The 20,653-nt window shown below is 63.5% G+C and carries 13 protein-coding genes and 8 pseudogenes; 12 read left to right on the plus strand and 9 right to left on the minus strand.

Annotated elements, in window-relative coordinates:
* The first annotated feature begins 13 nt into the window (after positions 1-13).
* The 8 genes from NF20_RS20865 (at position 14) to NF20_RS20900 (ending at position 10,271) form a co-directional block, all read left to right on the plus strand.
* Positions 14-937 carry a hypothetical protein gene (locus tag NF20_RS20865; RefSeq protein WP_007168394.1) on the plus strand — a complete coding sequence of 308 codons (924 nt, stop codon included), beginning with the start codon at positions 14-16 and terminating at the stop codon, positions 935-937.
* Entirely contained in the window at positions 934-2,580 is a 1,647-nt protein-coding gene (locus NF20_RS20870; RefSeq protein WP_007168395.1) for a flavin-containing monooxygenase, read from the plus strand. Before NF20_RS20865 ends, NF20_RS20870 begins: the two co-directional genes overlap by 4 nt.
* A 74-nt stretch (positions 2,581-2,654) precedes the next feature.
* Positions 2,655-4,178, plus strand: a complete 1,524-nt coding sequence (locus tag NF20_RS20875; RefSeq protein ID WP_007168396.1) for a flavin-containing monooxygenase — start codon at positions 2,655-2,657, stop codon at positions 4,176-4,178.
* Complete coding sequence (locus tag NF20_RS20880; protein WP_007168397.1) at positions 4,175-5,143, plus strand: alpha/beta hydrolase; 969 nt, start codon at positions 4,175-4,177, stop codon at positions 5,141-5,143. Before NF20_RS20875 ends, NF20_RS20880 begins: the two co-directional genes overlap by 4 nt.
* 177 nt (positions 5,144-5,320) lie before the next feature.
* On the plus strand, positions 5,321-6,778 hold the full coding sequence (locus NF20_RS20885) for a cytochrome P450 (RefSeq protein ID WP_033712835.1): 1,458 nt from the start codon (positions 5,321-5,323) through the stop codon (positions 6,776-6,778).
* Positions 6,775-7,431: a transglutaminase-like domain-containing protein gene (locus NF20_RS20890; protein WP_007168400.1), complete on the plus strand. Its 657-nt coding sequence runs from the start codon at positions 6,775-6,777 to the stop codon at positions 7,429-7,431. Before NF20_RS20885 ends, NF20_RS20890 begins: the two co-directional genes overlap by 4 nt.
* Positions 7,432-7,463: 32 nt before the next feature.
* Complete coding sequence (locus NF20_RS20895) at positions 7,464-9,080, plus strand: long-chain fatty acid--CoA ligase (protein WP_085981616.1); 1,617 nt, start codon at positions 7,464-7,466, stop codon at positions 9,078-9,080.
* A gap of 48 nt (positions 9,081-9,128) precedes the next feature.
* Complete coding sequence (locus NF20_RS20900) at positions 9,129-10,271, plus strand: acyl-CoA dehydrogenase family protein (protein WP_033712837.1); 1,143 nt, start codon at positions 9,129-9,131, stop codon at positions 10,269-10,271.
* Between the two features lie 386 nt (positions 10,272-10,657).
* On the opposite strand, the gene NF20_RS28985 is transcribed toward NF20_RS20900, so the two are convergent.
* The 6 genes and pseudogenes from NF20_RS28985 to NF20_RS20915 all read right to left on the minus strand — a co-directional run bounded on the left by NF20_RS28985 (position 10,658) and on the right by NF20_RS20915 (position 14,046).
* A complete protein-coding gene (locus tag NF20_RS28985; RefSeq protein ID WP_033711234.1) occupies positions 10,658-10,984 on the minus strand; it encodes a hypothetical protein in 327 nt (108 codons plus the stop codon).
* Positions 10,974-11,120 (minus strand): annotated as a pseudogene (locus NF20_RS28990) (transposase); the annotation flags it as partial. The pseudogene NF20_RS28990 and the gene NF20_RS28985, both read right to left, overlap by 11 nt.
* Before the next feature lie 138 nt (positions 11,121-11,258).
* Positions 11,259-12,388: pseudogene (locus NF20_RS20905) on the minus strand (ISL3 family transposase); the annotation flags it as partial.
* Positions 12,389-12,559: 171 nt separating this feature from the next.
* The gene (locus NF20_RS20910) at positions 12,560-13,204 is read right to left on the minus strand and encodes an integrase catalytic domain-containing protein (RefSeq protein WP_019731991.1); all 645 of its coding nucleotides are present in this window, start codon (positions 13,202-13,204) and stop codon (positions 12,560-12,562) included.
* Positions 13,183-13,290 (minus strand): annotated as a pseudogene (locus NF20_RS27395) (NAD-dependent epimerase/dehydratase family protein); the annotation flags it as partial. The pseudogene NF20_RS27395 and the gene NF20_RS20910, both read right to left, overlap by 22 nt.
* A gap of 52 nt (positions 13,291-13,342) precedes the next feature.
* Positions 13,343-14,046 (minus strand): annotated as a pseudogene (locus NF20_RS20915) (histidine phosphatase family protein).
* Between the two features lie 82 nt (positions 14,047-14,128).
* Between NF20_RS20915 and NF20_RS20920 the strand changes: the two are divergent.
* From NF20_RS20920 to NF20_RS20930, 3 genes are all read left to right on the plus strand, one after another.
* A complete protein-coding gene (locus NF20_RS20920; RefSeq protein ID WP_007168405.1) occupies positions 14,129-15,001 on the plus strand; it encodes a MaoC/PaaZ C-terminal domain-containing protein in 873 nt (290 codons plus the stop codon).
* 152 nt (positions 15,002-15,153) lie between these two features.
* On the plus strand, positions 15,154-15,429 hold the full coding sequence (locus NF20_RS20925) for a type II toxin-antitoxin system Phd/YefM family antitoxin (RefSeq protein WP_007168406.1): 276 nt from the start codon (positions 15,154-15,156) through the stop codon (positions 15,427-15,429).
* A complete protein-coding gene (locus NF20_RS20930; protein ID WP_007168407.1) occupies positions 15,429-15,821 on the plus strand; it encodes a type II toxin-antitoxin system VapC family toxin in 393 nt (130 codons plus the stop codon). The genes NF20_RS20925 and NF20_RS20930 overlap by 1 nt, the downstream gene beginning before the upstream one ends.
* A 147-nt stretch (positions 15,822-15,968) precedes the next feature.
* Here the strand turns inward: NF20_RS20930 and otsB are convergent.
* The 3 pseudogenes from otsB to NF20_RS28495 all read right to left on the minus strand — a co-directional run.
* Positions 15,969-17,128, minus strand: a pseudogene (otsB, locus tag NF20_RS20935) (trehalose-phosphatase).
* A 41-nt stretch (positions 17,129-17,169) separates the two neighbouring features.
* Positions 17,170-18,508: pseudogene (locus NF20_RS20940) on the minus strand (wax ester/triacylglycerol synthase domain-containing protein).
* A 158-nt stretch (positions 18,509-18,666) separates the two neighbouring features.
* Positions 18,667-18,894, minus strand: a pseudogene (locus NF20_RS28495) (IS1595 family transposase); the annotation flags it as partial.
* Positions 18,895-19,170: 276 nt separating this feature from the next.
* On the opposite strand from NF20_RS28495, the pseudogene NF20_RS20945 reads away from it, so the two are divergent.
* A pseudogene (locus NF20_RS20945) lies at positions 19,171-20,586 on the plus strand (IS1182 family transposase); the annotation flags it as partial.
* Positions 20,587-20,653: the final 67 nt, after the last annotated feature.

Here is a 20,653-nt window from a genome sequence, read left to right on the forward strand (position 1 = left end):
CCTAGGAGGAGACATGGCTTTCGAATACGGCGATATGCTGCAGACGATTAAAGACCGCCAGTGGGCGCTGGCCGACATCGACTGGGACGCACCGGGTGCCGAGTTGATCACCGACGAACAGCGCCCCAGCCTGAAACAGTTCATGTCAGACGTGGTATGGATCGAGCATGTCGGTGCCCGCGCTTTCGCGGCCATGGCCCCCAAGGCGCCGTTCGACGCGTTGGGTGAGATTTACAGGTATTTCCACGCCGAAGAGCAGCGGCACGCCAACGTGGAGCTCGCTCTCATGCATCGCTGGGGGATGCTCGAGGAGGGCGAGACTCCGGTGCCGAACAAGAACATCCGGCTGGTCATCGAATGGCTGGACCGATACGCCGAAGCACTTCCGTTGACGGTGATCGGTGCTGCCATACCGGCTTTAGAAACCGCTCTGGACGGAGCACTGTTGAAGTTTTTGGTGGACGAGGTGTCAGATCCCGTGTGCGGCGAAGTTTTCGCCAAGGTCAACAGCGACGAGTCTCGCCACCTGGCGGTGGGTTTTCAGGTGCTCAACGACCTGGGCGCCAGCCCAATGAGGATCCATGCGATTCAGACGGTGGGAGCTCTTATCGACCCGAGGGTACTTACCGGTGCGTTGCTTTACATCCCGCTGCTGACCCGGATGCTGATAAACCTGAACGCCTGGGGCCTGTCCGAGGAAAGGCTGTACAACGCAGTCACCCGCTACTCGAACGTCGGCGATCGCAGCGAGCACACCCGCCGTGTTCCCCCCTATCACATCCTCAAGGCCCATATGTCTGCCACGATCAAGCACTCCCAACCGCTGCACTTCATCTCGCAGCGCCTCGGTAGGGTGATCGACCACTTCCCCACGCAAGTGCTCGGCAAGACGCCGTCATGGACTGATGAGCTGACCTATGAACCGGTGGCCAGATGAGCGACACGACCAGTGTTCTGATCATCGGAGCCGGCTTTGCCGGACTTGGCACGGCGATCCAACTACTCAAGCGGGGTATCGACGATTTCGTCATCCTGGAGCGCGCGGGCGAGGTCGGAGGAACCTGGCGTGACAATAGCTATCCCGGTGCCGCCTGCGACATTCCGTCATTGTTGTATTCGTACTCCTTCGAACCAAATCCGGACTGGTCGCGTGCGTACTCGGGAAGCAGCGAGATACTCGCCTACATCAAGGCCATGGTCGACAAGCACGCGCTGGCGCGCTTCATCTGTTTCCACGTCAACGTGACCGGCCTGGCGTTCGACGAAGACAGCGGCACGTGGACCGTCGAAACGGATGGCGGGTCAAGCTACCGGTCGCGCACGGTGGTGATGGCAAGCGGCCCACTGGCCAATGCAAATTTTCCTGACATTCGCGGACTGCACAGCTACGCAGGCCACAAAATCCACAGCGCGCGCTGGGATCACGACTATGACATGAGCGACAAACGTGTTGCGGTAATCGGTACCGGGGCGAGCGCGGTGCAGATTGTTCCGGAATTGGTGAAGACGGCGCGATCAGTCAAAGTGTTTCAACGGACGCCCGGTTGGGTGCTTCCCCGGCCTGATTTTCCGCACCCCAGTGTTGCCAAGGCCGCGTTTGGTCGGCTACCGATTCTGCAGAGCGCCGCTCGCCAGGCATGGTTTTGGGCGCACGAAGTCATGGCCGTCGGCATGGTGTGGAACACCCCGGCCACTACCGCCATCGCCTGGGCGGCCAAGGCGAACCTTCGTCGCCAGGTGAAAGATTCGTGGATGCGGCGACAACTGACGCCCGACTTCCGGCCCGGCTGCAAGCGCATGCTGATGACCAGCGACTACTATCCGGCTCTCCGACAGAACAATTGCAAACTCATCACCTGGCCGATCGCGACCATCTCGCCCATCGGCATTCGCACCGCGGACGGCATCGAACACGAGGTGGATTGCATCGTATTCGCGACCGGCTTCGATGTGTGCAAGGCCGGCACACCGTTTCCCATCACCGGCGTGGACGGTCGAAAGCTTGCGGAGGAATGGTCTAACGGCGCCTACGCCTACAAGAGCGTCAGCGTCTCAGGCTATCCCAACCTCTTTTTCACCTTCGGGCCGAATTCCGGGCCAGGACACAACTCGGCCTTGGTCTACCTGGAAGCGGAGATCCGCTACATCGTCGACGCCATCGGCATAATCATCGAAGGCGGTATTCAGACCTTCGACGTCAAAGAGGACCGGCAGAACAGCTATCACGCCCAACTCCAGCGTCGGCTTGCCGGCACGACGTGGAACTCCGGATGCAAGAGCTGGTACCTCACCGAAGACGGCTATAACGGGACCATGTATCCCGGCTTCACCACCCAATTCGCCCGACAACTAGCGAGGGTCGAGCTCGACGATTACTCGATGAGTTCACAGCCCCCTCCCCGCAAGAAGCCCAGGCGGGCGCGGCCCGAGTTGGCCGCGGAGAGTTCGCACGGCGCAAGCAAAGGAGGACGGCAGCGCAACGACGATCGCGTGTCCGTCGACAAGCGCGAAGGTGTTCGTTTCTCGGCGCAAACCGCTTCACCCGAGGCAGCATCACCGCGGATGGTGGATCGTGCTTGAGCCGCGACTGGCTCCGGCTAGGCAGTCGGCGACAGGTGCCTGGCATCAGCCCCCAGATAAGCCAGAAGGACGGTATGGACCACAGCGATAAGCACCGCTTCGAAATCATCGTGATCGGTGCAGGATTCTCCGGGATCGGAATGGGGATAAAACTCCTGAAAGCCGGCTTTTCGGACTTTCTTATTGTCGATGAGGCAGACGACGTAGGCGGAACGTGGCATTGGAACACCTATCCGGGCATCGCCGTCGACATTCCGTCGTACAGCTACCAATTCTCCTTCGAAAAACGGTCGTCATGGTCGCGGACGTATGCGCACGGCAACGAGTTGAAGGACTACGCAAGACACTGCGCGCACAAGTACGGTCTTAGCCCACGAATCCGCTTCGCCGTCAAGGTGACTGAAGCTTGGTTCGATGAGGACGCGACCCTGTGGCGCTTGCACACGGCCGCAGGACAGGACCTATCCGCGCGCTTCGTGATCAACGCCTCGGGCGTCCTGACACGCCCCAAGCGGCCGGATATCTCCGGTGTCGATGATTTCGGCGGGATCACCATGCATACATCCCGCTGGGACCACAACGAAGACATCGCCGGCAAGAGGGTGGCTGTCATCGGAACGGGCGCGTCGGCAGTGCAGTTGATCCCGGCAATCGCGAAAGACGTCAAGGCGCTGACCGTGTTCCAGCGCACACCGATCTGGTGCCTGCCGAAACTGGACTTCCCGGTGCCGCGGCTGGCAAGAGGGTTCCTCAAATACGCTCCCGGCGGACAACTCGCGGCGCGCGCAGCGAGTCAAACCTTCGTCGAAGTCACGTTCCCTGTCGCCGCTCACTTCCACACCGCCATTCCCTTGGCGTCACTCATCGAGCGTGCCGCGTTGCGGTACATGCGCAGCCAGGTGACCGACCCCGCCGTCCGTCAAAAACTGACCCCCCGTTACGCGCTCGGGTGTAAGCGCCCAAGCTTTCACAACGAGTACCTGGCCACATTCAACCGAGACAACGTCCACCTCGAGACCAGTCCGATAAGCCACTTCGATGCCGCCGCCGTCCACACCGTCGACGGCCGATCGCACGAGATCGACGTCCTCATCCTCGCCACAGGCTTCAAAGTGATGGAACCGGAGAACATGCCGACCTATTCGCTCAGGGGGATCGGTGGACTCGATCAAGCCAAGTGGTGGGACGAGAATCGGCTCCAAGCGTACGAAGGCGTCAGCGTGCCCGGATTCCCCAACCACTTCTCCATCTTCGGACCCTATGGATACAACGGTTCCTCGTACTTCACGCTCATTGAAGCCCAGACCAGGCACATCGTGCGATGCCTTCACCATGCGCGGTCCCGGCACGCCAACTACGTCGAAATAACCCGGCAAGCCAACGACCGCTTCTTCGCCGAAATGCTCAAACGCCGCCACCGCCAAGTCTTTTGGCAACCCAGCTGCGCAACCGCCAATAGTTACTACTTCGACAAACACGGCGACGTACCGCTACGCCCGACGACCACCCTCGAATCTTTCTGGCGTAGTCGCACCTTCGACCTTGGTGACTATTCGTTCGAGCGGCGCACCACTGAAAAGGTACTTAGCTCATCGTGACAACCCTTTACTCGGAACAGCATCCGAGCACGGCAAGTTATCTCATCGCGACGTCGGCCCGCGGGATCCTGCGCCCACTGACGCAAGCACTACCGTCTAACCAGTACGGGCTCGCGGTAATGGACCGGGTGCTTCGGGCGGCGCTCATTGCGTCCCGCCCGCGGCGCGGATTGCGAGTTGAACAGGTCGACACCGTCTTTGCTGGCGATCGGGTGAGAGGCGACTGGATCGTTGCCCCGGACGTCGACCCGGACGGGCCGCCGATTCTCTATATCCACGGCGGCGCCTTTTCCATGTGCTCCCCGCAGACCCATCGTGGTCTGCTAGGCGAACTGTCTGCCGCGTCGCTCAGGCCGGTGTTCGCCGTCCGCTACCGCCTGGCTCCGCGATACCCGTATCCCGCGGCCGCCGACGACGCACTGAGGGCCTACCGGTGGTTGACCGGCTCTGAAGAATCGGCGTCAAACCGCACGGTGGCGATCGCGGGAGATTCGGCGGGCGGCCAACTCGCCGTCGCGACCTCGTTGGGCGCGCTCGCACATCGCTCCCCGCCGCCCGATGGCATGTTACTCATGTCCCCCGTCGTCGATCTGACGTGCCAGCTGGCGATGGCACGTGAAACTCGCCGCCGCGATCCTTTCGCATCGGCCCGGTCCGCAACGCGTGCGCTCAGCCTCTATGTAGGCGATGCCCACCCGACCGACCCCCGCGTCAATGTCCTCGCCGCAGATCTCACCGGCTTGCCGCCGACATTGATCCAGGTCGGTGGAAGGGAGATGCTGCTCGACGACTCCCGTCAACTCGCCGAGCGCATGCGCGCCGCAGGAGCATCCGTGCGGCTTCAGGTGTTTCGCGGCCAGATTCACGTGTTCCAAGCCCTGTTTCGACTCTTGCCCGAGGCGCGTCACGCTTTGCACCTCAGCGGAGCGTTTCTCACAGACAGGGCCGAAGACACGTTTCCTTGACGCACGGGCCGAACGCAGGCAGGCGGCTAGCGCGCAGCAACCGCTTTTGTCACGCCCCACCGCGAAGGACCCGTTTGACAAACAGGGCAATTATGTATAACTATTAACATTGGTGGCCCAACTGTAAACAGCTGGTCGATCCTCCATCCCACGACGACCACAGGCCGGGGAGCGACAATGGTTAACCCGCTACACGCACCCGTCGATAAAGCCCGGGAACGGTTATCTTCGGTCATCTTGATTCCCGCGCCGCAACGGGTGGACGACGGACTTCGCCGGTGGAGTCGGCGGTGGCCAGTGCGTGAACTAGCCGCGCCCCCGGCCGGAAGCGGACTGCGACCGGTTCTCGGTGATGCCGGGCTCCCCTTGGTCGGGCACACCCTCGACTACATCCGGTTTGGGTCCGACCTGGGCAGAGAGCGCTACGAACGGTTCGGATCTGTCTCGTGGATGGGAGCGTTCGGCACCAAAATGGCGGTCATCGCGGGCCCCCAAGCTACCCAGGAGGCGCTCACCACCAACGCAAAGGCGTTCTCGCAAGACGGCTGGGCCTTTCTCATCGACGCGTTCTTCCACCGCGGATTGATGCTGATGAGCTTTGACGAACACCTCATGCACCGGCGCATCATGCAGGAGGCCTTCACGCGGCCGCGACTGGCCGGCTACGTCACCCAAGTGACCCCTTGCGTCCGCGCAACCCTGCCCACGTGGCCGACCGGCCCGTCCGTCCGCATGTACCCGCTGTTGAAAAACCTGACCCTCGACATCGCCACCGATGTGTTCATGGGTGGCCGAGGCAAAGACAGCAGCGACGCCATTAACCAGGCGTTCGTCGCTACGGTACGCGCGGCCAGCTCACTCGTCCGCGCGCCGCTTCCCGGCACCCGCTATCGCGCCGGGATCCGCGGCCGACGGGTGCTCGAGGAATACTTCGCCCGGCACTTGCCGGCCGCCCGGGCCGGCAACAGCAATGACCTGTTCGCCGCGCTGTGCCATGCCAGCACCGAAGACGGACAACGTTTCAGTGACTCCGATGTCATCAACCACATGATTTTTCTGATGATGGCCGCTCACGACACATCGACCATCACCACCACCGCGGTAACTTATTACCTGGCAAAGCATCCAGAATGGCAAGATCGGGTTCGCGCCGAAAGCGATGCTCTCGGCGACCGATCACCCGAGATCGACGATTTGGAAGCGCTCAGGTCGCTCGATCTGGTGATCAAGGAATCCATGAGACTCGTGGCGCCGGTCCCGCTAGTCATGCGCAAAACAGTGCAAGACACCGCAATAGACGGCCACTACATTCCCCGCGACACGCTTGTGGCGATCACTCCCGCCGTCAACCATTTCGTCCGCGAAGTCTGGCATAACCCGGATCGCTTCGACCCCTTACGTTTCGACGACCCGCGCCGCGAGGACCAAGCTCACCGCTTCGCGTGGCTGCCCTTCGGCGGTGGCGCGCACAAATGCATCGGCATGCACTTCGGCACCCTCGAGGTCAAAGCGATCCTGCACCAGATGCTGCGCACGTTCACCTTCGGCCTCGACACCGACTACCGCATCCGCTGGGACAACACATCGCTGCCGATCCCGGTCGACGGGTTACCGATCACGCTGCGCCGCCGATGAAGACAGAATTTGCGCGGTTCCTCGCAGCCACCGAATTCCTCGACTGGAAACACGATGCCGTGCAGCAGTTCACCGAATCGGCGACACGCAACGCCACCGATTCCGTCGATAAGGCGTGCCGCATCTTCACCGCTGTCCGTGATTCGATCTGGTACGACCCGTATTCCGTCTCCGACGACCCGCGCCAGTACCGAGCCAGCGCGGTCGCCGTCGCCGAGCGCGCCTACTGTGTCCCCAAGGCGGTGCTCTTGACGGCTGCATGTCGCGCCGCGGGGATTCCGGCGCGGTTGGGTTTCGCCGACGTCCGCAACCATCTACAGACCGCGAGTCTCCGTGAACGGATGGGTGGTTCGGACGTTTTCGTCTACCACGGCTACAGTCAAATACTGCTGAATGGTCGGTGGGTCAAGGCCACACCGGCATTCAACCGCGAGTTATGCGCGCGCTTCCGCGTCGCTCCCATCGAATTCGACGGTCAGCGAGACGCCATGTTGCACGCCTACACAGGCGACGGCTCTCAACACCTGGAATACCTCCATGACCGTGGTGTTTTCGACGACCTTCCCCTCACGGAAATCATCGACGCGCTGCGCGACAATTACGGCGAACTCATCTACGAACCTCCTCCAGTGCCGGACTCATTCACCAACTAGCAGTTTGAAGGATTGTGCCTGTGCAAAGCACCATGCAGGATATCCCCTTGACCGTAGCCTCGATCGTCAGGCACGCGACATCCATCCACGCTGACAGCCAAGTCGTCACGCCGACCGGATCGGGCTACCGCACAACGACCTACGGTGCGCTCAAGCGACGAATCAGCCAGTTGGCCAACGCACTACGGAGTCTGGGCATAACTGACGATCAGCGCGTGGCCACCTTCCAATGGAGCAATCAGGAACACCTGGAAGCCTACTGTGCGGTGCCGTCGATGGGCGCGGTGCTTCACACCCTCAACCTTCGACTCACCGCAGAACAACTTGGCTACATTTCAGATCACGCCGACGACAAGGTCATCATCGCGGACGTCTCTGTGGCACCGCTTCTAGCGAAGGCACTGCCGACGATGTCGTCGGTGCACACCGTGATCGCAGCGGGCGACGGCGACCTGGAGCCGCTGCTGGCCAGCGGTAAAAACGTGCTGCGCTACGAGGACCTGCTTGCTGATCAAGACGGCGAATTCGACTGGCCAGAGCTCGATGAGAGGTCGGCCGCGGCGATGTGCTACACCAGCGGCACTACCGGAAACCCGAAAGGTGTTGTCTACAGTCATCGTTCCACCTATTTGCACTCGCTGACTGGCTGCACACCCAACGTGCTGTCCATCGGTGAAGAAGACCGCGTCTTGGCGATCGTCCCGATGTTTCACGCGAACGCATGGGGGCTGATCTATTCCGCGCTGATGTGTGGAGCCGACCTCGTGCTGCCCGACCGATACCTGCAGGCGGCACCGTTGGTTGCCATCATCGAGGACACGCAGCCGACCGTGGCCGGTGCGGTACCGACGATCTGGAATGACGTGCAGCATTTCCTGGAATCCGAACCGGAGCACGATATTTCGTCGCTACGCCTGGTCGCCTGCGGCGGGTCGGCCGTTCCAAGGTCACTGATGGAGCACTTCGAGAGTGAATTCGGTGTCCCGATCCTGCAGGCCTGGGGGATGACCGAAACCTCGCCGCTGGCAACCGTGGCGCGCGCGCCGAAGGGGACCAACGGCGAGCGCCAATGGGAGCTACGCGCTTGTCAGGGTCGTCCCGTCTGCGGTGTCGAGATTAGGCTGCGTGGCGACGATGGCCGTACCCTGCCCTGGGACGGACGGTCTATCGGCGAGATCCAGGCCCGCGGACCGTGGGTCACCGGCTCGTACTTCGGCGACAACGACTCCGACAAGCTCGACGAAGGATGGCTGCGCACCGGCGACGTGGGTCGCATCGATCAACACGGCTACCTTACGCTTACCGACCGGGTAAAAGACGTCATTAAGTCAGGTGGCGAATGGATTTCCTCGGTCGACTTGGAGAATGCGCTCGTTGCCCATCCAGCCGTGCATGAGGCGGTGGTGATCGGCGTGCCCGACGAGAAGTGGCAGGAAAGACCCTTGGCGTTGATCGTCACGAAGACCGAAACCAGCTTGGATATCAACGAATTGCGGGTCTTCCTGGACGGCGCGGTCGCCAAGTGGTGGATCCCGGAGCGCTGGGCGTTCATTGCTGAGGTTCCCCGAACCAGTGTGGGCAAATACGACAAAAAATTGCTGAGAGCACGCCACGGCGCCGGCGAATACCAGGTCGTGTACTGCGGCTAACCCGAAAAGCCGCCAACGTCGTCAGCAGCACCTAACCGAAAGGACACCATGACAGTCGCCTCACCTTGGCTCAGCCCGGAATTGGAAGCGCTTCGTGATCTCGCCGCAAAGTTCGTTGCCACTGAGATTGCACCCCACTCAGAGCGCTTCGCCGAGCAACACCATGTCGACCGGGCGGTGTGGGAACGAGCAGGCGAGCTGGGCCTGCTGTGCATGTCGATGCCGGTCGAATACGGCGGCGGCGGCGGGACGTTCGCGCACGAAGCAGTTCTGCTCGAAGAGCAAGCTCGAATCGGGGACAGTTCGTGGGGCGCCGGCCTGCACAGCGGCATCGTCGCACACTACATCCTGCACTACGCACGGGAAGACCTGAAAAGGCAGTGGTTGCCCAAGATGGCGTCGGGCGAATTGATCGGTGCCATTGCGATGACGGAGGCTGGAACCGGATCTGACCTTCAAAGCGTGAAGACGCGCGCCGTCCTCGATGGGGACGAGTACGTCATCACCGGCTCGAAGACGTTCATCACCAATGGTCAGCAAGCCGATCTCGTCGTCGTCGTGGCCAAGACCGACCATACCCAAGGCGCCAGCGGTATCTCGCTGATCGTCGTGGAAGCCGATCGCCCCGGGTTCCGGAGAGGACGAGTCCTCAGCAAAATAGGTCAGCGCGGTCAGGACACATCTGAATTGTTTTTCGACGGCGTGCGCGTCCCCAAGACGCATCTGCTAGGCGACACCGAGGGGCAAGGCTTCTTTCAGCTGATGACGCAACTGCCGCAGGAGCGACTTATCGTCGCGGTCGGAGCGGTTGCCGCCATGGAATTGGCCTTGCACCAGACGATCGAATACACGCGCCAACGAGAAGCATTCGGGCGAACGATCTTCGGGTTCCAAAATACCAAGTTCACCCTCGCTGAAGCCGCCACCGAAACAAGGATTGCGCGAGTGTTCCTCGACCACTGCATCTGTCTGCATCTCGACGGTAAGCTCGACGTGCAAACTGTCGCGATGGCCAAATGGTGGACGACGGAACGGGCGATGAAAGTCCTCGACGACTGCCTGCAGCTGCACGGCGGGTACGGATACATGACGGAGTATCCGATTTCGCGTCTCTGGGTTGATCAGCGAGTACAGAAAATCTACGCGGGGTCTAACGAAATAATGAAAGAGATTATTTCGAGGTCGCTTTGACAAGATAGCGACGACCGAACGCCCGGTGTATCAACGCAGATGAGGATCTGCTATTCGAGACAGGCAAGCTCCACTGCAGACAAAAGCCATCCCGGTGCCGTATCGGCGGACACGGCGGATCCGTCAAGCTCCCGCGGTTCCCCCTGGCCTCAGGGCTTATTCGCGGACGAGGAGTGTCCGGCTGCAGCTGTCCTCTCGCCACGATTCGTTCTCACGACGTGAATCCCGGAATCCGGCAACGCCGTCAGCCCACGTTGCCGACCTCGGCGATCTTGATTCCAGTAAGGAAACTTCTCACATGCTGCGTCGGGGGCGTGATGCATCACGTCAAGTTGCCCGCGAAACCTGATCCATGCATCACGTAAGGAATGCCCGCGAAAACGAGGTCAACTGGCGGTCTTGTTCTGGATGCGGATGCCGGATCTGACCTCGGGTAGGGCGGTGGGGATGGCGGCGAGGTAGAGGTGTTCGGTCTTGTTCTTGGCGAGTCTGAGCAGGGCGGCTTGTAGATCGGCGATCTGGCGTGCGATCGCGGCGGGGTTCAGGGTGTCGCGGTAGGCAAGCAGCTCCGATTCTTGGGCTGGCGAGAGGACCCCGGCTGCCAGCAGCCGGTCCAGTGGGGTCATGGGCTCGTCGTAGAGGCGGCGGCGCTGGCCGTCGCGGCCAGCGCCGTAGCCGATGGGTTTGATGGCTCTTCGTAATTCAGAGTGCATTGACAAGTTGGTGGAGTGCTCCGCTGTGTAGTAGTGAGCGCCAACGGTAGTGGGTGAGGTTGCGGAATCCGAGGGCGTTGCGGCGCAATGCTTCCAGGCGGCCGTTGATGGCCTCGGTGGGTCCGTTGGAGACGTGGTGGTCGAAGAAGGCCAGGATGTCGGCGCGGCGGCGCGATAGCGTGCGGCCGAGTTGGGCGATCTCCTCCAATCCGGCGGGTACGCCGCGCCGACTTCCAGGCGGCCGTTGATGGCCTCGGTGGGTCCGTTGGAGACGTGGTGGTCGAAGAAGGCCAGGATGTCGGCGCGGCGGCGCGATAGCGTGCGGCCGAGTTGGGCGATCTCCTCCAATCCGGCGGGTACGCCGCGCCGTATCGACTCGATCAGCCTGGTCATTGCCTTCTTGCCGTGACGTCGGTTCGGGTCGGCGTAGGCGGCGATGATCTTCTGATAGATCAGCCAGGCGACCTTGACGGCGAGATGGTCGTCGCCGTCGAGCACCTCGGTCAGCCGGGTGTATTGGCGTGGGGAGAGCAGCTGCAGGCGGGTTCGGGCGATGCGCCGGATCCCATAGAGCGGGTCACCGGTGTGTCCGCGCCGACCCAGGGTCTGCTGCTGGATGCGTTGGCGGATCAGGTCGAGCTTGGTCCCGGCCAAAGCCACAACGTGGAAGGGGTCCATCACGGTGACCGCGTCCGGGATGACCTCGGTGGCGGCGGTCTTGTAGCCGGCGAACCCGTCCATCGCAATGACCTCCACGGCCCGGGCAAAGTCGGTGGGTTGGGCGGCCAACCACGTGGCCAGTGCGGTCGCTGAGCGTCCTTCGACCAGGTCGAGCAGGCGTGCCGGGCCGGTCTGGTCGTGGGTAGGCGTGAGGTCGATGATCAGCGTGACGAACCCCTCTGTGCCGCGACGCCGAGGCGCCCAGCGATGCTCATCGACACCGATCACCGTCACCCCGGCCAGCCGATCCGGCCCGGTTGTGGCGATCAGGCCGGCGGTCGCACGCATCGCGATGGAGCTGACAGTATGCCAGGACACCCCGAGTTCGGCGGCGATCGCCGAAATGGTGGTGCGGTCGATCATCAACCGCCGCAATACATACCGGGCACAGCGCCGCGTCGTCGATGAGCGCGGGGCCGCCAACTTGCCCAGATCCTGGTTGAACACTGCCCGCCCACACGCTGGCGTTGTGCAGCGGTAGCGAGGTAGGGCACCCTGCAGCACCAGCGGGTAGCCGGCCACCGGCAGATCCGTCAACGGCCGAGTCACAGTGTCGCGGTAGCGGCCCTCCCGGCCGCAGTCCGGACACCTGGCGTCACAGGCCACCGGCCTGCAGAAGATCGTCGTCGTCTTCTCGTCGACCGCGGCGTCGGTGATCGTCACCCCCAACTCGATGGTGCGCATGATCGTGTCGGCAACAACAGACGGCGGGCAGGCAGTAGCCTCAGGCAAGGGTCACCTCGGTGGTGTTGGTGAAGCGGCGTGTAGGAACCTGAATCGTCACCCACCGAGGCCCCACCTCAGCTCAACGACACGAACCCCCACCGCGGATATCCGCCAACCACTGCTGCACGCTCATTTCCGCAGAGCCGGTTTGATGGTGGGCGTCAGGTAGTTGAGCCGGTCGTTGACCAGCCTCCAGAGCCGGTTGAGCACCGCACGTTCCTCGTCGGTGTCATAGCGGTAGTAGAACCCATACTTGCGGACGAGGTGGTTGTTCTTGGACTCGATTGTGGCCTGATCGTTCTTCTTGTACGGCCGCGACCTGGTGAAGAAGATCTCCATCTGCGCAGCCCACTTGATGACGGCCTTGTTGAGGAATTCGGTTCCGTTGTCGAAGTCCAAACCGGTTACCTCGTAAGGTATTTCATGGACACCGGCTTTGAGGGCGCCGAGGATGTGAGTGTGGGCGTTGTTGCGTTCGGTGCGGGTGAAGACCCAACCGATATGCATATCGGTGAGGTTGACGGTCCGGGCGAACTCGCCTTTGAGGGTTGGACCGCAGTGCGCGACGGTGTCGCCTTCGAAGAACCCCGGAGATCCCTCGACCTCGTCGGTTGCCTTGCGGATCTTGATCGAAGACCGCAGCAACGGGGAGGCCTTGGTGGTCGATTTCCCCTTGATCTGGTCGCGCGCCTTGACCGCACGCAGGTAGCGGTCGATCGTCGCGCTGCTCATCGCCAACAGCTCGGCACGCACCTGCGGGCTGTAGCGGTCCACACCTGCGCGTCCGGCCGGGTTTCCAGCAGGCGAGGTACGACGCGGCGACCAATAAACCCGGTACCGCCGGTAACGACATAGCGCATGCAAGCCATCGTGGCGGGTCACACCGCGCACGTCAACCATGCTGTCCAGGCATCAGCCGGCGAAGTTGCGGATGCCGTCCCAGTCCACCAGCGTCCAGCCGGTCATCGGGTTTCCGGTGATCACCACGCGGCCGACGTTGGGCAGCGGATGACTGGTCGCCAGGCTGTCCTTGGCGTTCTTCGTGTTCATCAGCGTCCAGTACTCGATGGCGTACAGATGCGAGAACACCACCGGTTGGTTGTGGCCGCTGTTGTAGATCTTCTGCACGGCCGCGGTGAACCAGTCGTTGAACTCCTTGCCGGTGATCGACCCGGGGATGCGGTCTCCGACGTCGCCGTTGAGCCAGTCCGCCGGTACGTCGAGGGGGCCATCGAGACGGGCTTGCCCTCGTACCAGCCGGCGTTGATCTCTTGGATGCCTTGCAGCACCTCGACTTGCTTGCCGAGTTCGGCGGCCAACGGCGCGGCGGTCTGTTGCGTTCGCACCATGGTGGAGGCGTAGACGGCGTCGTACTTGTTGTGGGCGAGTTGGTGCGCGACCTGTTCGGCCTGCCCCTTGCCCTCCGGGGTCAGGCCCGGGCCCGGCACGTCGGTGTCGATGACGCCGCTGGCGTTGGTCTCGGACTCCGCGTGCCGGACGAACGTCACGGTGATGCTGTGGGCCTGCGGTGACCCGCCGCAGGCGCCGACGATTACCGTTGCGGCCAGCACGGCTACCGCTTTTGAGGCCTTCCTGATCAAGCTGGGATTGCGCATGGCGATAGCCTGCCCCGCCGACGGTGCCGGTGGGAAGGGTTTGCGATGGTTGGGTGGCAGAAAAGCTTGAAGGGAGACTCGTATGGCGATTGACCCGAGTGCCGTCGGTGCGACGACGGAGCCGATGCTGTTCGAATGGACGGACCGGGAGACGCTGCTCTACGCGCTCGGTGTCGGCGCCGGAACTGACGACCTATCGTTCACCACCGAAAACAGCCACGACATCACCCAGCAGGTGCTGCCCACCTATGCGGTGATCTGCTGCCCGGCGTTCGGTGCGGCGGGCAAGATCGGAAAGTTCAACTGGGCCATGCTTTTACACGGGTCGCAGGGCATCCGGCTGCACGCACCGCTGCCGCCGGCGGGCAAGCTGTCCGTGGTCTCCGAGGTCGCGGACATCCAGGACAAGGGCGAGGGCAAGAACGCGATCATCGTGCTGCGCGGCCGCGGCACCGACCCCGACTCGGGGGAGCTGATCGCCGAGACACTCACCACGTTGGTCATCCGGGGCGAGGGCGGGTTCGGGGGAGTGCCGGGTCAGCGGCCGATCGCGCCGGAGTTTCCCGACCGCGAGCCCGATGCCCGGATCGCGCTGCCCACCCGTGCGGACCAGGCGCTGATCTATCGGCTCTCCGGTGACCGCAACCCGCTGCACAGCGACCCGTGGTTCGCCAGGGACATGGCCGGTTTCCCGAAGCCGATCCTGCACGGGCTGTGCACCTACGGGGTGTCGGGCCGCGCGCTGGTCGCCGAGCTGGGCAAGGGCGTGGCCGCCAACGTCACGTCGATAGCGGCGCGATTCACCTCGCCGGTGTTTCCAGGGGAGACGCTGACCACGCTGATCTGGCGGACGGAACCGGGCAAGGCGGTGTTTCGGACGGAGGCTTGTGGCGCCGAAAGCGCGAACGCGCGGATCGTGTTGGACGACGGCGCGGTGGAGTACGCGGAGGCCTAGCCGATGGCTTAGAACCCGGTACGTCGCCCCGGCGCGCAGGCGTTCACTGGTGCGCCTGGCCTGCCGTCCAGCCATGACCTGTCCCGCATTCGGCGGGCTTCGGGGGGATCGCTCGGGCGCTAAGCTAAACAGCTATGTGCTACAGTTAGCACATGTCTACGGTGGGCGTTCGTGAGCTGCGGCAGCGGGCCAGCGAACTCCTCCGTCGGGTCGAGGCCGGCGAGACGATCGAGATCACCGACCGTGGTCGGCCTATCGCCCTTCTCTCGCCGATGCCGGAGGGCGGTCCGTACCAGCAGATGCTGGCAAGCGGCGGGATCGAACGTGCGACGCTTGACTTTGATGACCTTCCCGAGCCGGTCCGACTCAAAACGGGTATCGAGCTGCCGTCCGTGACGCTTGCGCGCCTGCGTGAGCACGAGCGTTGATGGCGGCCATCTACCTGGACTCGTCCGCAATCGTCAAGCTTGCAGTTCGTGAGCCAGAGTCGGATGCGCTGCGTCGCTACCTTCGCACCCGGCTGCCGCGGGTGTCGAGTGCCCTTGCGCGGACGGAGGTCATGCGGGCTCTGCTCCACAAGGGTGAATCAGCCCGAAGAGCCGGACGCCGGGCGCTCGCGAGCCTAGACCTACTACGCATCGACAACCGATTGCTCGATCTTGCTGGTGGGCTGCTGCCAATCGAGCTACGCACCCTCGATGCAATTCACCTGGCGACTGCCCAGCGGCTCGGCATGGATCTTGGCCGGTTGTGCACTTACGACGACCGCATGCGCGACGCCGCCGAGGCGCTCGGCATGGCAGTGATTGCCCCGTCTTGATCGGCTACCTAGGGTGGCGCGTGAGGCGGCCAACGCTTCATGTCCCGGCATGTCGCGCCAACCTCGTGCCACCGCCGAATGGGGACACCGTCGTGCTGGATCACTCGAATGTTGGCACCCTGAGCGCCGTTAGAACCGTTGCCGTCGCTAATTTACGCGGGCGTCACTTAACCGCTGTGCCAACCTTTCGGTGAACTCGGCGGCGCGCGCGGGACTGTCCAACGCAAACAGCGCGGCGGTGGCGCGGTCGCCGTCTTCGCTGTGTCGCACCAGGATCGGGATACCATCATCGCGGACCGCGTCGAACGCGTCCTCGTCGGTGATGTCGTCGCCGAGATAGATGGGCACCAGCGGACGCGCGTCGGCCTCGCGCAGGTGATCGATCACCCAGCGAAGCGTCTTTCCCTTGTCCCAGTCCATGTCCGGACGCAGCTCGATGACTTCGCGACCCGTCGTCACCCGAAGTCCGTCCCGCCGGCCCGCCGCGCGCACCGCCGCGGCAACCTCGCCCACGCGGTCCCGCGCGGCGTTGCGGTAGTGGACCGCAACGCCAAATCGCTTGTGCTCCATCATAACTCCGGGGATCGAGTCGAGCCGGTCGCGCAGCTCGGCGGCGGCCTGTTCGAGCACCGGTGTGGCCGCCGCCGCGGCGTCGTTCTGGTGGTGTGTGCCGTCGGGTGCGGTCAGCTCGAAACCGTGGCTGCCGGCATACCAGATCCCGGGCACACCGAGGCGCTGTGACACGTCGGCGAGGTCGCGGCCGGACAGAACCGCGACCGGGCATTGCGCGGCCAGCTTCCGCAGCGCCTCGACCGCGGCGGCGACGGGCCGGGCCGCGGCGGGATCGTCGACGATGTCCGACAGCGTGCCGTCGAAGTCGAAGAACATATGGCCGGCCTCCGGTCGGTGAGGGCACCGAGGGCCTGCACAGCATCGGGTAGCTGGGACATCCGGTGGTCCCCGGTGCGCACGGCGACCTCATCCAGATCGCCGACCACGGCGTCGGCGCCGACGCGCCGCAGGGCGTCACTTTGCCCTGTTCGGTCGAGGCCGATGACCAACGCGAATCCGCCGTCGCGCGCGGCCTGGACGCAAGCCGCGTTGTCGGTAAGGACGGCGCATCGCCCCGGGCGGACCGACAGCTTGTCTGCTGCCTCACTCAGGGTGTCGCGGACGTTACCGTTCGACGCGAAGACGCCGGTGTCGACGCCGGCTTCGCGCAATCGCCGGGTCAGCGCCTGGGTGCGGTCCAACGCGGTGTCGAACAGCACCGCGTCATGGCGGCGCGGGTCGATGGTGACCGGCATTGACCAACCTTCTCACGGTGTTCAACGCCGGTGAGAGCGGGTCAGTGACGTGCCGGCGTGGGTGCCGACGGTCGCGGCCGCTGCGCCTGGCCCGGAAACGCGCGCGCCGCGCGCGTGCGCCGGCGGTCCTTGCTGAACAGCAACACCGAATCCTGGCTGAGCGCCACCATCCGTGCCATGCCCAGCTCGATACCGGCTGCCAGCTGCTTGACGTCGGCCGTGGCGTCGTATTCGGCGGTGATGCCCGAATACCAATTCGTCGCCGTAGCTGAGCATCGCGACCCCGGTGCTCAGCTGCAAGGCGATCGGGGGGATCGGCAGCAGGCGCTCCATCGTCTGGCCCATCAGCCGCAGCTGATGGCGAGGCCCGGGCGCGTGGTTCGCCAGCGTTACGAGGCCGCGCTGCGGGAGCCTGGGTAACAGTTGTATGAGGTTGCCGCGCAGCATAGTTGGCAGACAATTGATCGCAGACTCCACGATACCGGGCGGAGATTTGTCGGCGTGCTGCGCTTTCCACCGGCTGTGCACGGTCCGCAATTGCTGGACCGGGTCGTCATGCTCGACGGGCAGGTATGGCAGTAGTGCCGAACGTACCGGCATCGGCACCAGGGTGCGCAGCGAGTCCGCCCGCGGTTCTTCGCCGCGGCGTAGCAGAACCCTTCGGAAGCCCTCGGTGATGGCCGCCAGCGCGACATCGTTGACGGTCACACCGAATTTGCGGCACACGCACTCGACGTCGGCAATCGGGACGCGCACCGTGCTGTAGCGCCGCAGGACCGGGTCGACCGAGGGCCGTGCCGTCGGCCAGATCGCCCCGACGAAGTTGCCGGCGAGTGCCCCAGCCCACTCCAGGGGCCAGCCGCGCTTCGAGGCCTGCGGCGGCGAATCATGTTTGTCGCCAACACCGTTCGCGAATGCATCGTGGTCGGCGTCGTCGCAAAGCCGGGTGAGCAGGTGGGCGGCTGAGTTCCCGTCGGCCAAGCCGTGGTGGATCTTCATCAAGATTGCCCACCGGCCGCCTTTCAGGCCCTCGATCACCCAGCACTCCCACGGCGGACGGTCCAGGTCGAGGGGACGCTCCAGGGCGTGGGCGATCGCGCCGGACAGCTGGGCGTCGTCGCCCGGGCGCGGAATCGCCACCCAGCGCACATGATGGGCCAGGTCGAATCCGGGACAGTCGATCCACTCGAAGCTCTGCGTCCGCAGCACCTGTGTGCAGCGCGGTATCGACTGAATCCGTTCCGCCAGCAGCTGTTTCAGCAGTGCGTAATCGGGGACGCCACCATCGACGATGGCGACCGCGCCGATCACCAGGCTGGCGTACTGATCGGGATCTTGAGCTCTCAGGTACGCCGTATCCAGTGTTATCGCTTGCGCCATGCGCAGTCCCCGCCCCTCGTTTCTCGCACTTGTACCAGTATTTGCGCGGGACCTCCGGGGCGGTAGGCCAGGAGCGTTAAGAATGTGTTTAGACCCGTTAAACAGCTCGCCTAAGTCGAACATACTTATTGCTTATCTGCTTAAGTGGACTCGTTTGCTTAAAAAAATTCGTCAAAAGTACTGCCGGGCAGTGGTTTAGCAGTTGCTCGCAGAGTTTGCTCTTGGCCTTCGGCGGCGCCGATGAGGTCGGCTAGTGGGTGGGGATCGGTGTTGACGCTTTGTTGCAGGAGTCGGTAGAAGAGCATTCCGCGGGCTTTTGACCTGCGGCGATTGAATCTGAAGGTGAACTCGTCGAGGTAGTACTGCAGGTGCTCGCGTTCCACGCGGGTGTAGCGGCCATGACAGGAGCGATCGTCGGCGCCCGCGACGGCGTTGAATCCATCCCTGCTCGCTGGCTCGAAGCACTCGAAGACGGCGACCGCGGACGCACCCACGTGAAGCAGCTCGCCGCGCTTCTGCTCAGGTAGCGCGCTCTGCGCCCTACCCCCCCGCTCACCTAGGTGCGTGGGTCGGTATCCACGAGTTGTTGGTGTGTCACGCTGATGGCGACGTGGATGGTCGGGAAAACTGTGTCCATGGATTTGATGACGGCCCAGGATCAGCTGTTTGAGACCGAGTCCGCGCGGCCTCGCTCGTCATCGTCACCGGGCGAGGTTTCGGTGGACAAGACGTTTCGGGCCTATGACCAGGATCAGTCGTTTTTGATGCCGCCGTCGTTGCGGGATTGGTTGCCTGACGATCATCTGGCGTTGTTTGTGTCCGAGTTGGTCGATGAGGTGCTTGATCTGGCAGTGTTTTTCGCCTCCTACAGCGAGGCCCGGGGCTTTCCGCCGTATCACCCGCGGCTGATGCTCAAGCTGCTGCTCTACGGGTACACCAGCGGGGTTCGTTCATCTCGCAAGATCGAAGCCCGTTGCCATGACGATGTGGCGTTTCGGTACCTGGCCGCCAACACCGCACCGGACTTTCGCTCCATCGCCCGCTTTCGGCGCCGTCACCTCGCCGCGCTGGAAGCCCTGTTCCTGCAGGCGCTGACCCTGTGCCAGCAGGCGGGCATGGTCACGATGGGCCGGGTGGCCCTCGATGGCACCAAGGTCAAGGCCAATGCCTCCCGTCACAAGGCGATGAGCTATGACCGGATGTGCGAGGCGGAGCCGGCCCTGCAAACCCAGGTCGAGCAGATCATGCGGGAGGCCGAACGCGTCGATATCGACGAGGACCAGGCCCACGGCCCGGACAATCGTGGCGGTGACCTGCAGGGCGAATTGGCCCGCCGTGAGAGCCGGCTGGCCAAGATCCGCAAGGCCAAGGCCGACCTGGAACAACACGCCAAAGACCAGGCCGCGGACAAGGCCCGGGCAAGGGCGCAAAACGCCGGCCATGATGACGACGCGGCCGCGCGGGCCGCCGAGCAGGCAGCACAGTGCGCGACCGTCAAGCCCAAGGCGCAGCGCAACTTCACCGACCCTGACGCCCAGATCATGAAGACCGCCGACGGCAGCTTCCACTACTGTTACAACGCGCAGGCCGTCGTCGATGAAGAACATCAGGTGATCGTTGCGACCGACTTCGCCGAATCCGGCGCCGACAACCCCGCATTCGGCGAGCTGCTCGCCCAGACCATCACCAACACCGCGACCACACCGCGTCAGACGCTCGCCGACGCCGGCTACTTCAGTGAGAACAACATCGACGCCGCCCACAAGGCGGGCACCGATCCGCTGATCGCGACCGGCCGGCTCGCCCACGGCGAGCAGGTTCCCGACGCGCCACGGGGACGGACACCGAAAAATGCGACACCAAAGGCGCGGATGGCCCGCAAACTTCGCACCAAGAAGGGCAAGGCCGCATATTCGCGGCGCAAGGTGATCGTCGAGCCGGTGTTCGGGCAGATGAAGACCACCCAGGGGGCGAGTCGACTCCTGCTCCGCGGCCACCATCACGCCCGCGCCGAATGGCGCCTGCTCGCCGCCTGCCACAACCTGCGAACCCTCCTACTACAACATTGCAGCGCAGGCTGCGGCCGGCTGAAAGGGTCGTGCGCAGCGAGTTACGGCCACCGATCCGCCATCCCGCGGAATGCGG

This window comes from Mycobacterium sp. MAC_080597_8934 (genome assembly GCF_000523975.1).
Lineage (GTDB): Bacteria > Actinomycetota > Actinomycetes > Mycobacteriales > Mycobacteriaceae > Mycobacterium > Mycobacterium avium.

Bases quoted from the DNA above. Each gene is read 5' to 3' on its own strand.
- NF20_RS20870 (WP_007168395.1), top strand. From the start codon at position 934: ATGAGCGACACGACCAGTGTTCTGATCATCGGAGCCGGCTTTGCCGGA.
- NF20_RS20890 (WP_007168400.1), top strand. From the start codon at position 6,775: ATGAAGACAGAATTTGCGCGGTTCCTCGCAGCCACCGAATTCCTCGAC.
- NF20_RS20895 (WP_085981616.1), top strand. From the start codon at position 7,464: ATGCAGGATATCCCCTTGACCGTAGCCTCGATCGTCAGGCACGCGACA.
- NF20_RS20875 (WP_007168396.1), top strand. From the start codon at position 2,655: ATGGACCACAGCGATAAGCACCGCTTCGAAATCATCGTGATCGGTGCA.
- NF20_RS20930 (WP_007168407.1), top strand. From the start codon at position 15,429: ATGGCGGCCATCTACCTGGACTCGTCCGCAATCGTCAAGCTTGCAGTT.
- NF20_RS20920 (WP_007168405.1), top strand. From the start codon at position 14,129: ATGGCGATTGACCCGAGTGCCGTCGGTGCGACGACGGAGCCGATGCTG.
- NF20_RS20865 (WP_007168394.1), top strand. From the start codon at position 14: ATGGCTTTCGAATACGGCGATATGCTGCAGACGATTAAAGACCGCCAG.
- NF20_RS20885 (WP_033712835.1), top strand. From the start codon at position 5,321: ATGGTTAACCCGCTACACGCACCCGTCGATAAAGCCCGGGAACGGTTA.
- NF20_RS20925 (WP_007168406.1), top strand. From the start codon at position 15,154: ATGTCTACGGTGGGCGTTCGTGAGCTGCGGCAGCGGGCCAGCGAACTC.
- NF20_RS20900 (WP_033712837.1), top strand. From the start codon at position 9,129: ATGACAGTCGCCTCACCTTGGCTCAGCCCGGAATTGGAAGCGCTTCGT.
- NF20_RS28985 (WP_033711234.1), bottom strand. From the start codon at position 10,984: ATGCACTCTGAATTACGAAGAGCCATCAAACCCATCGGCTACGGCGCT.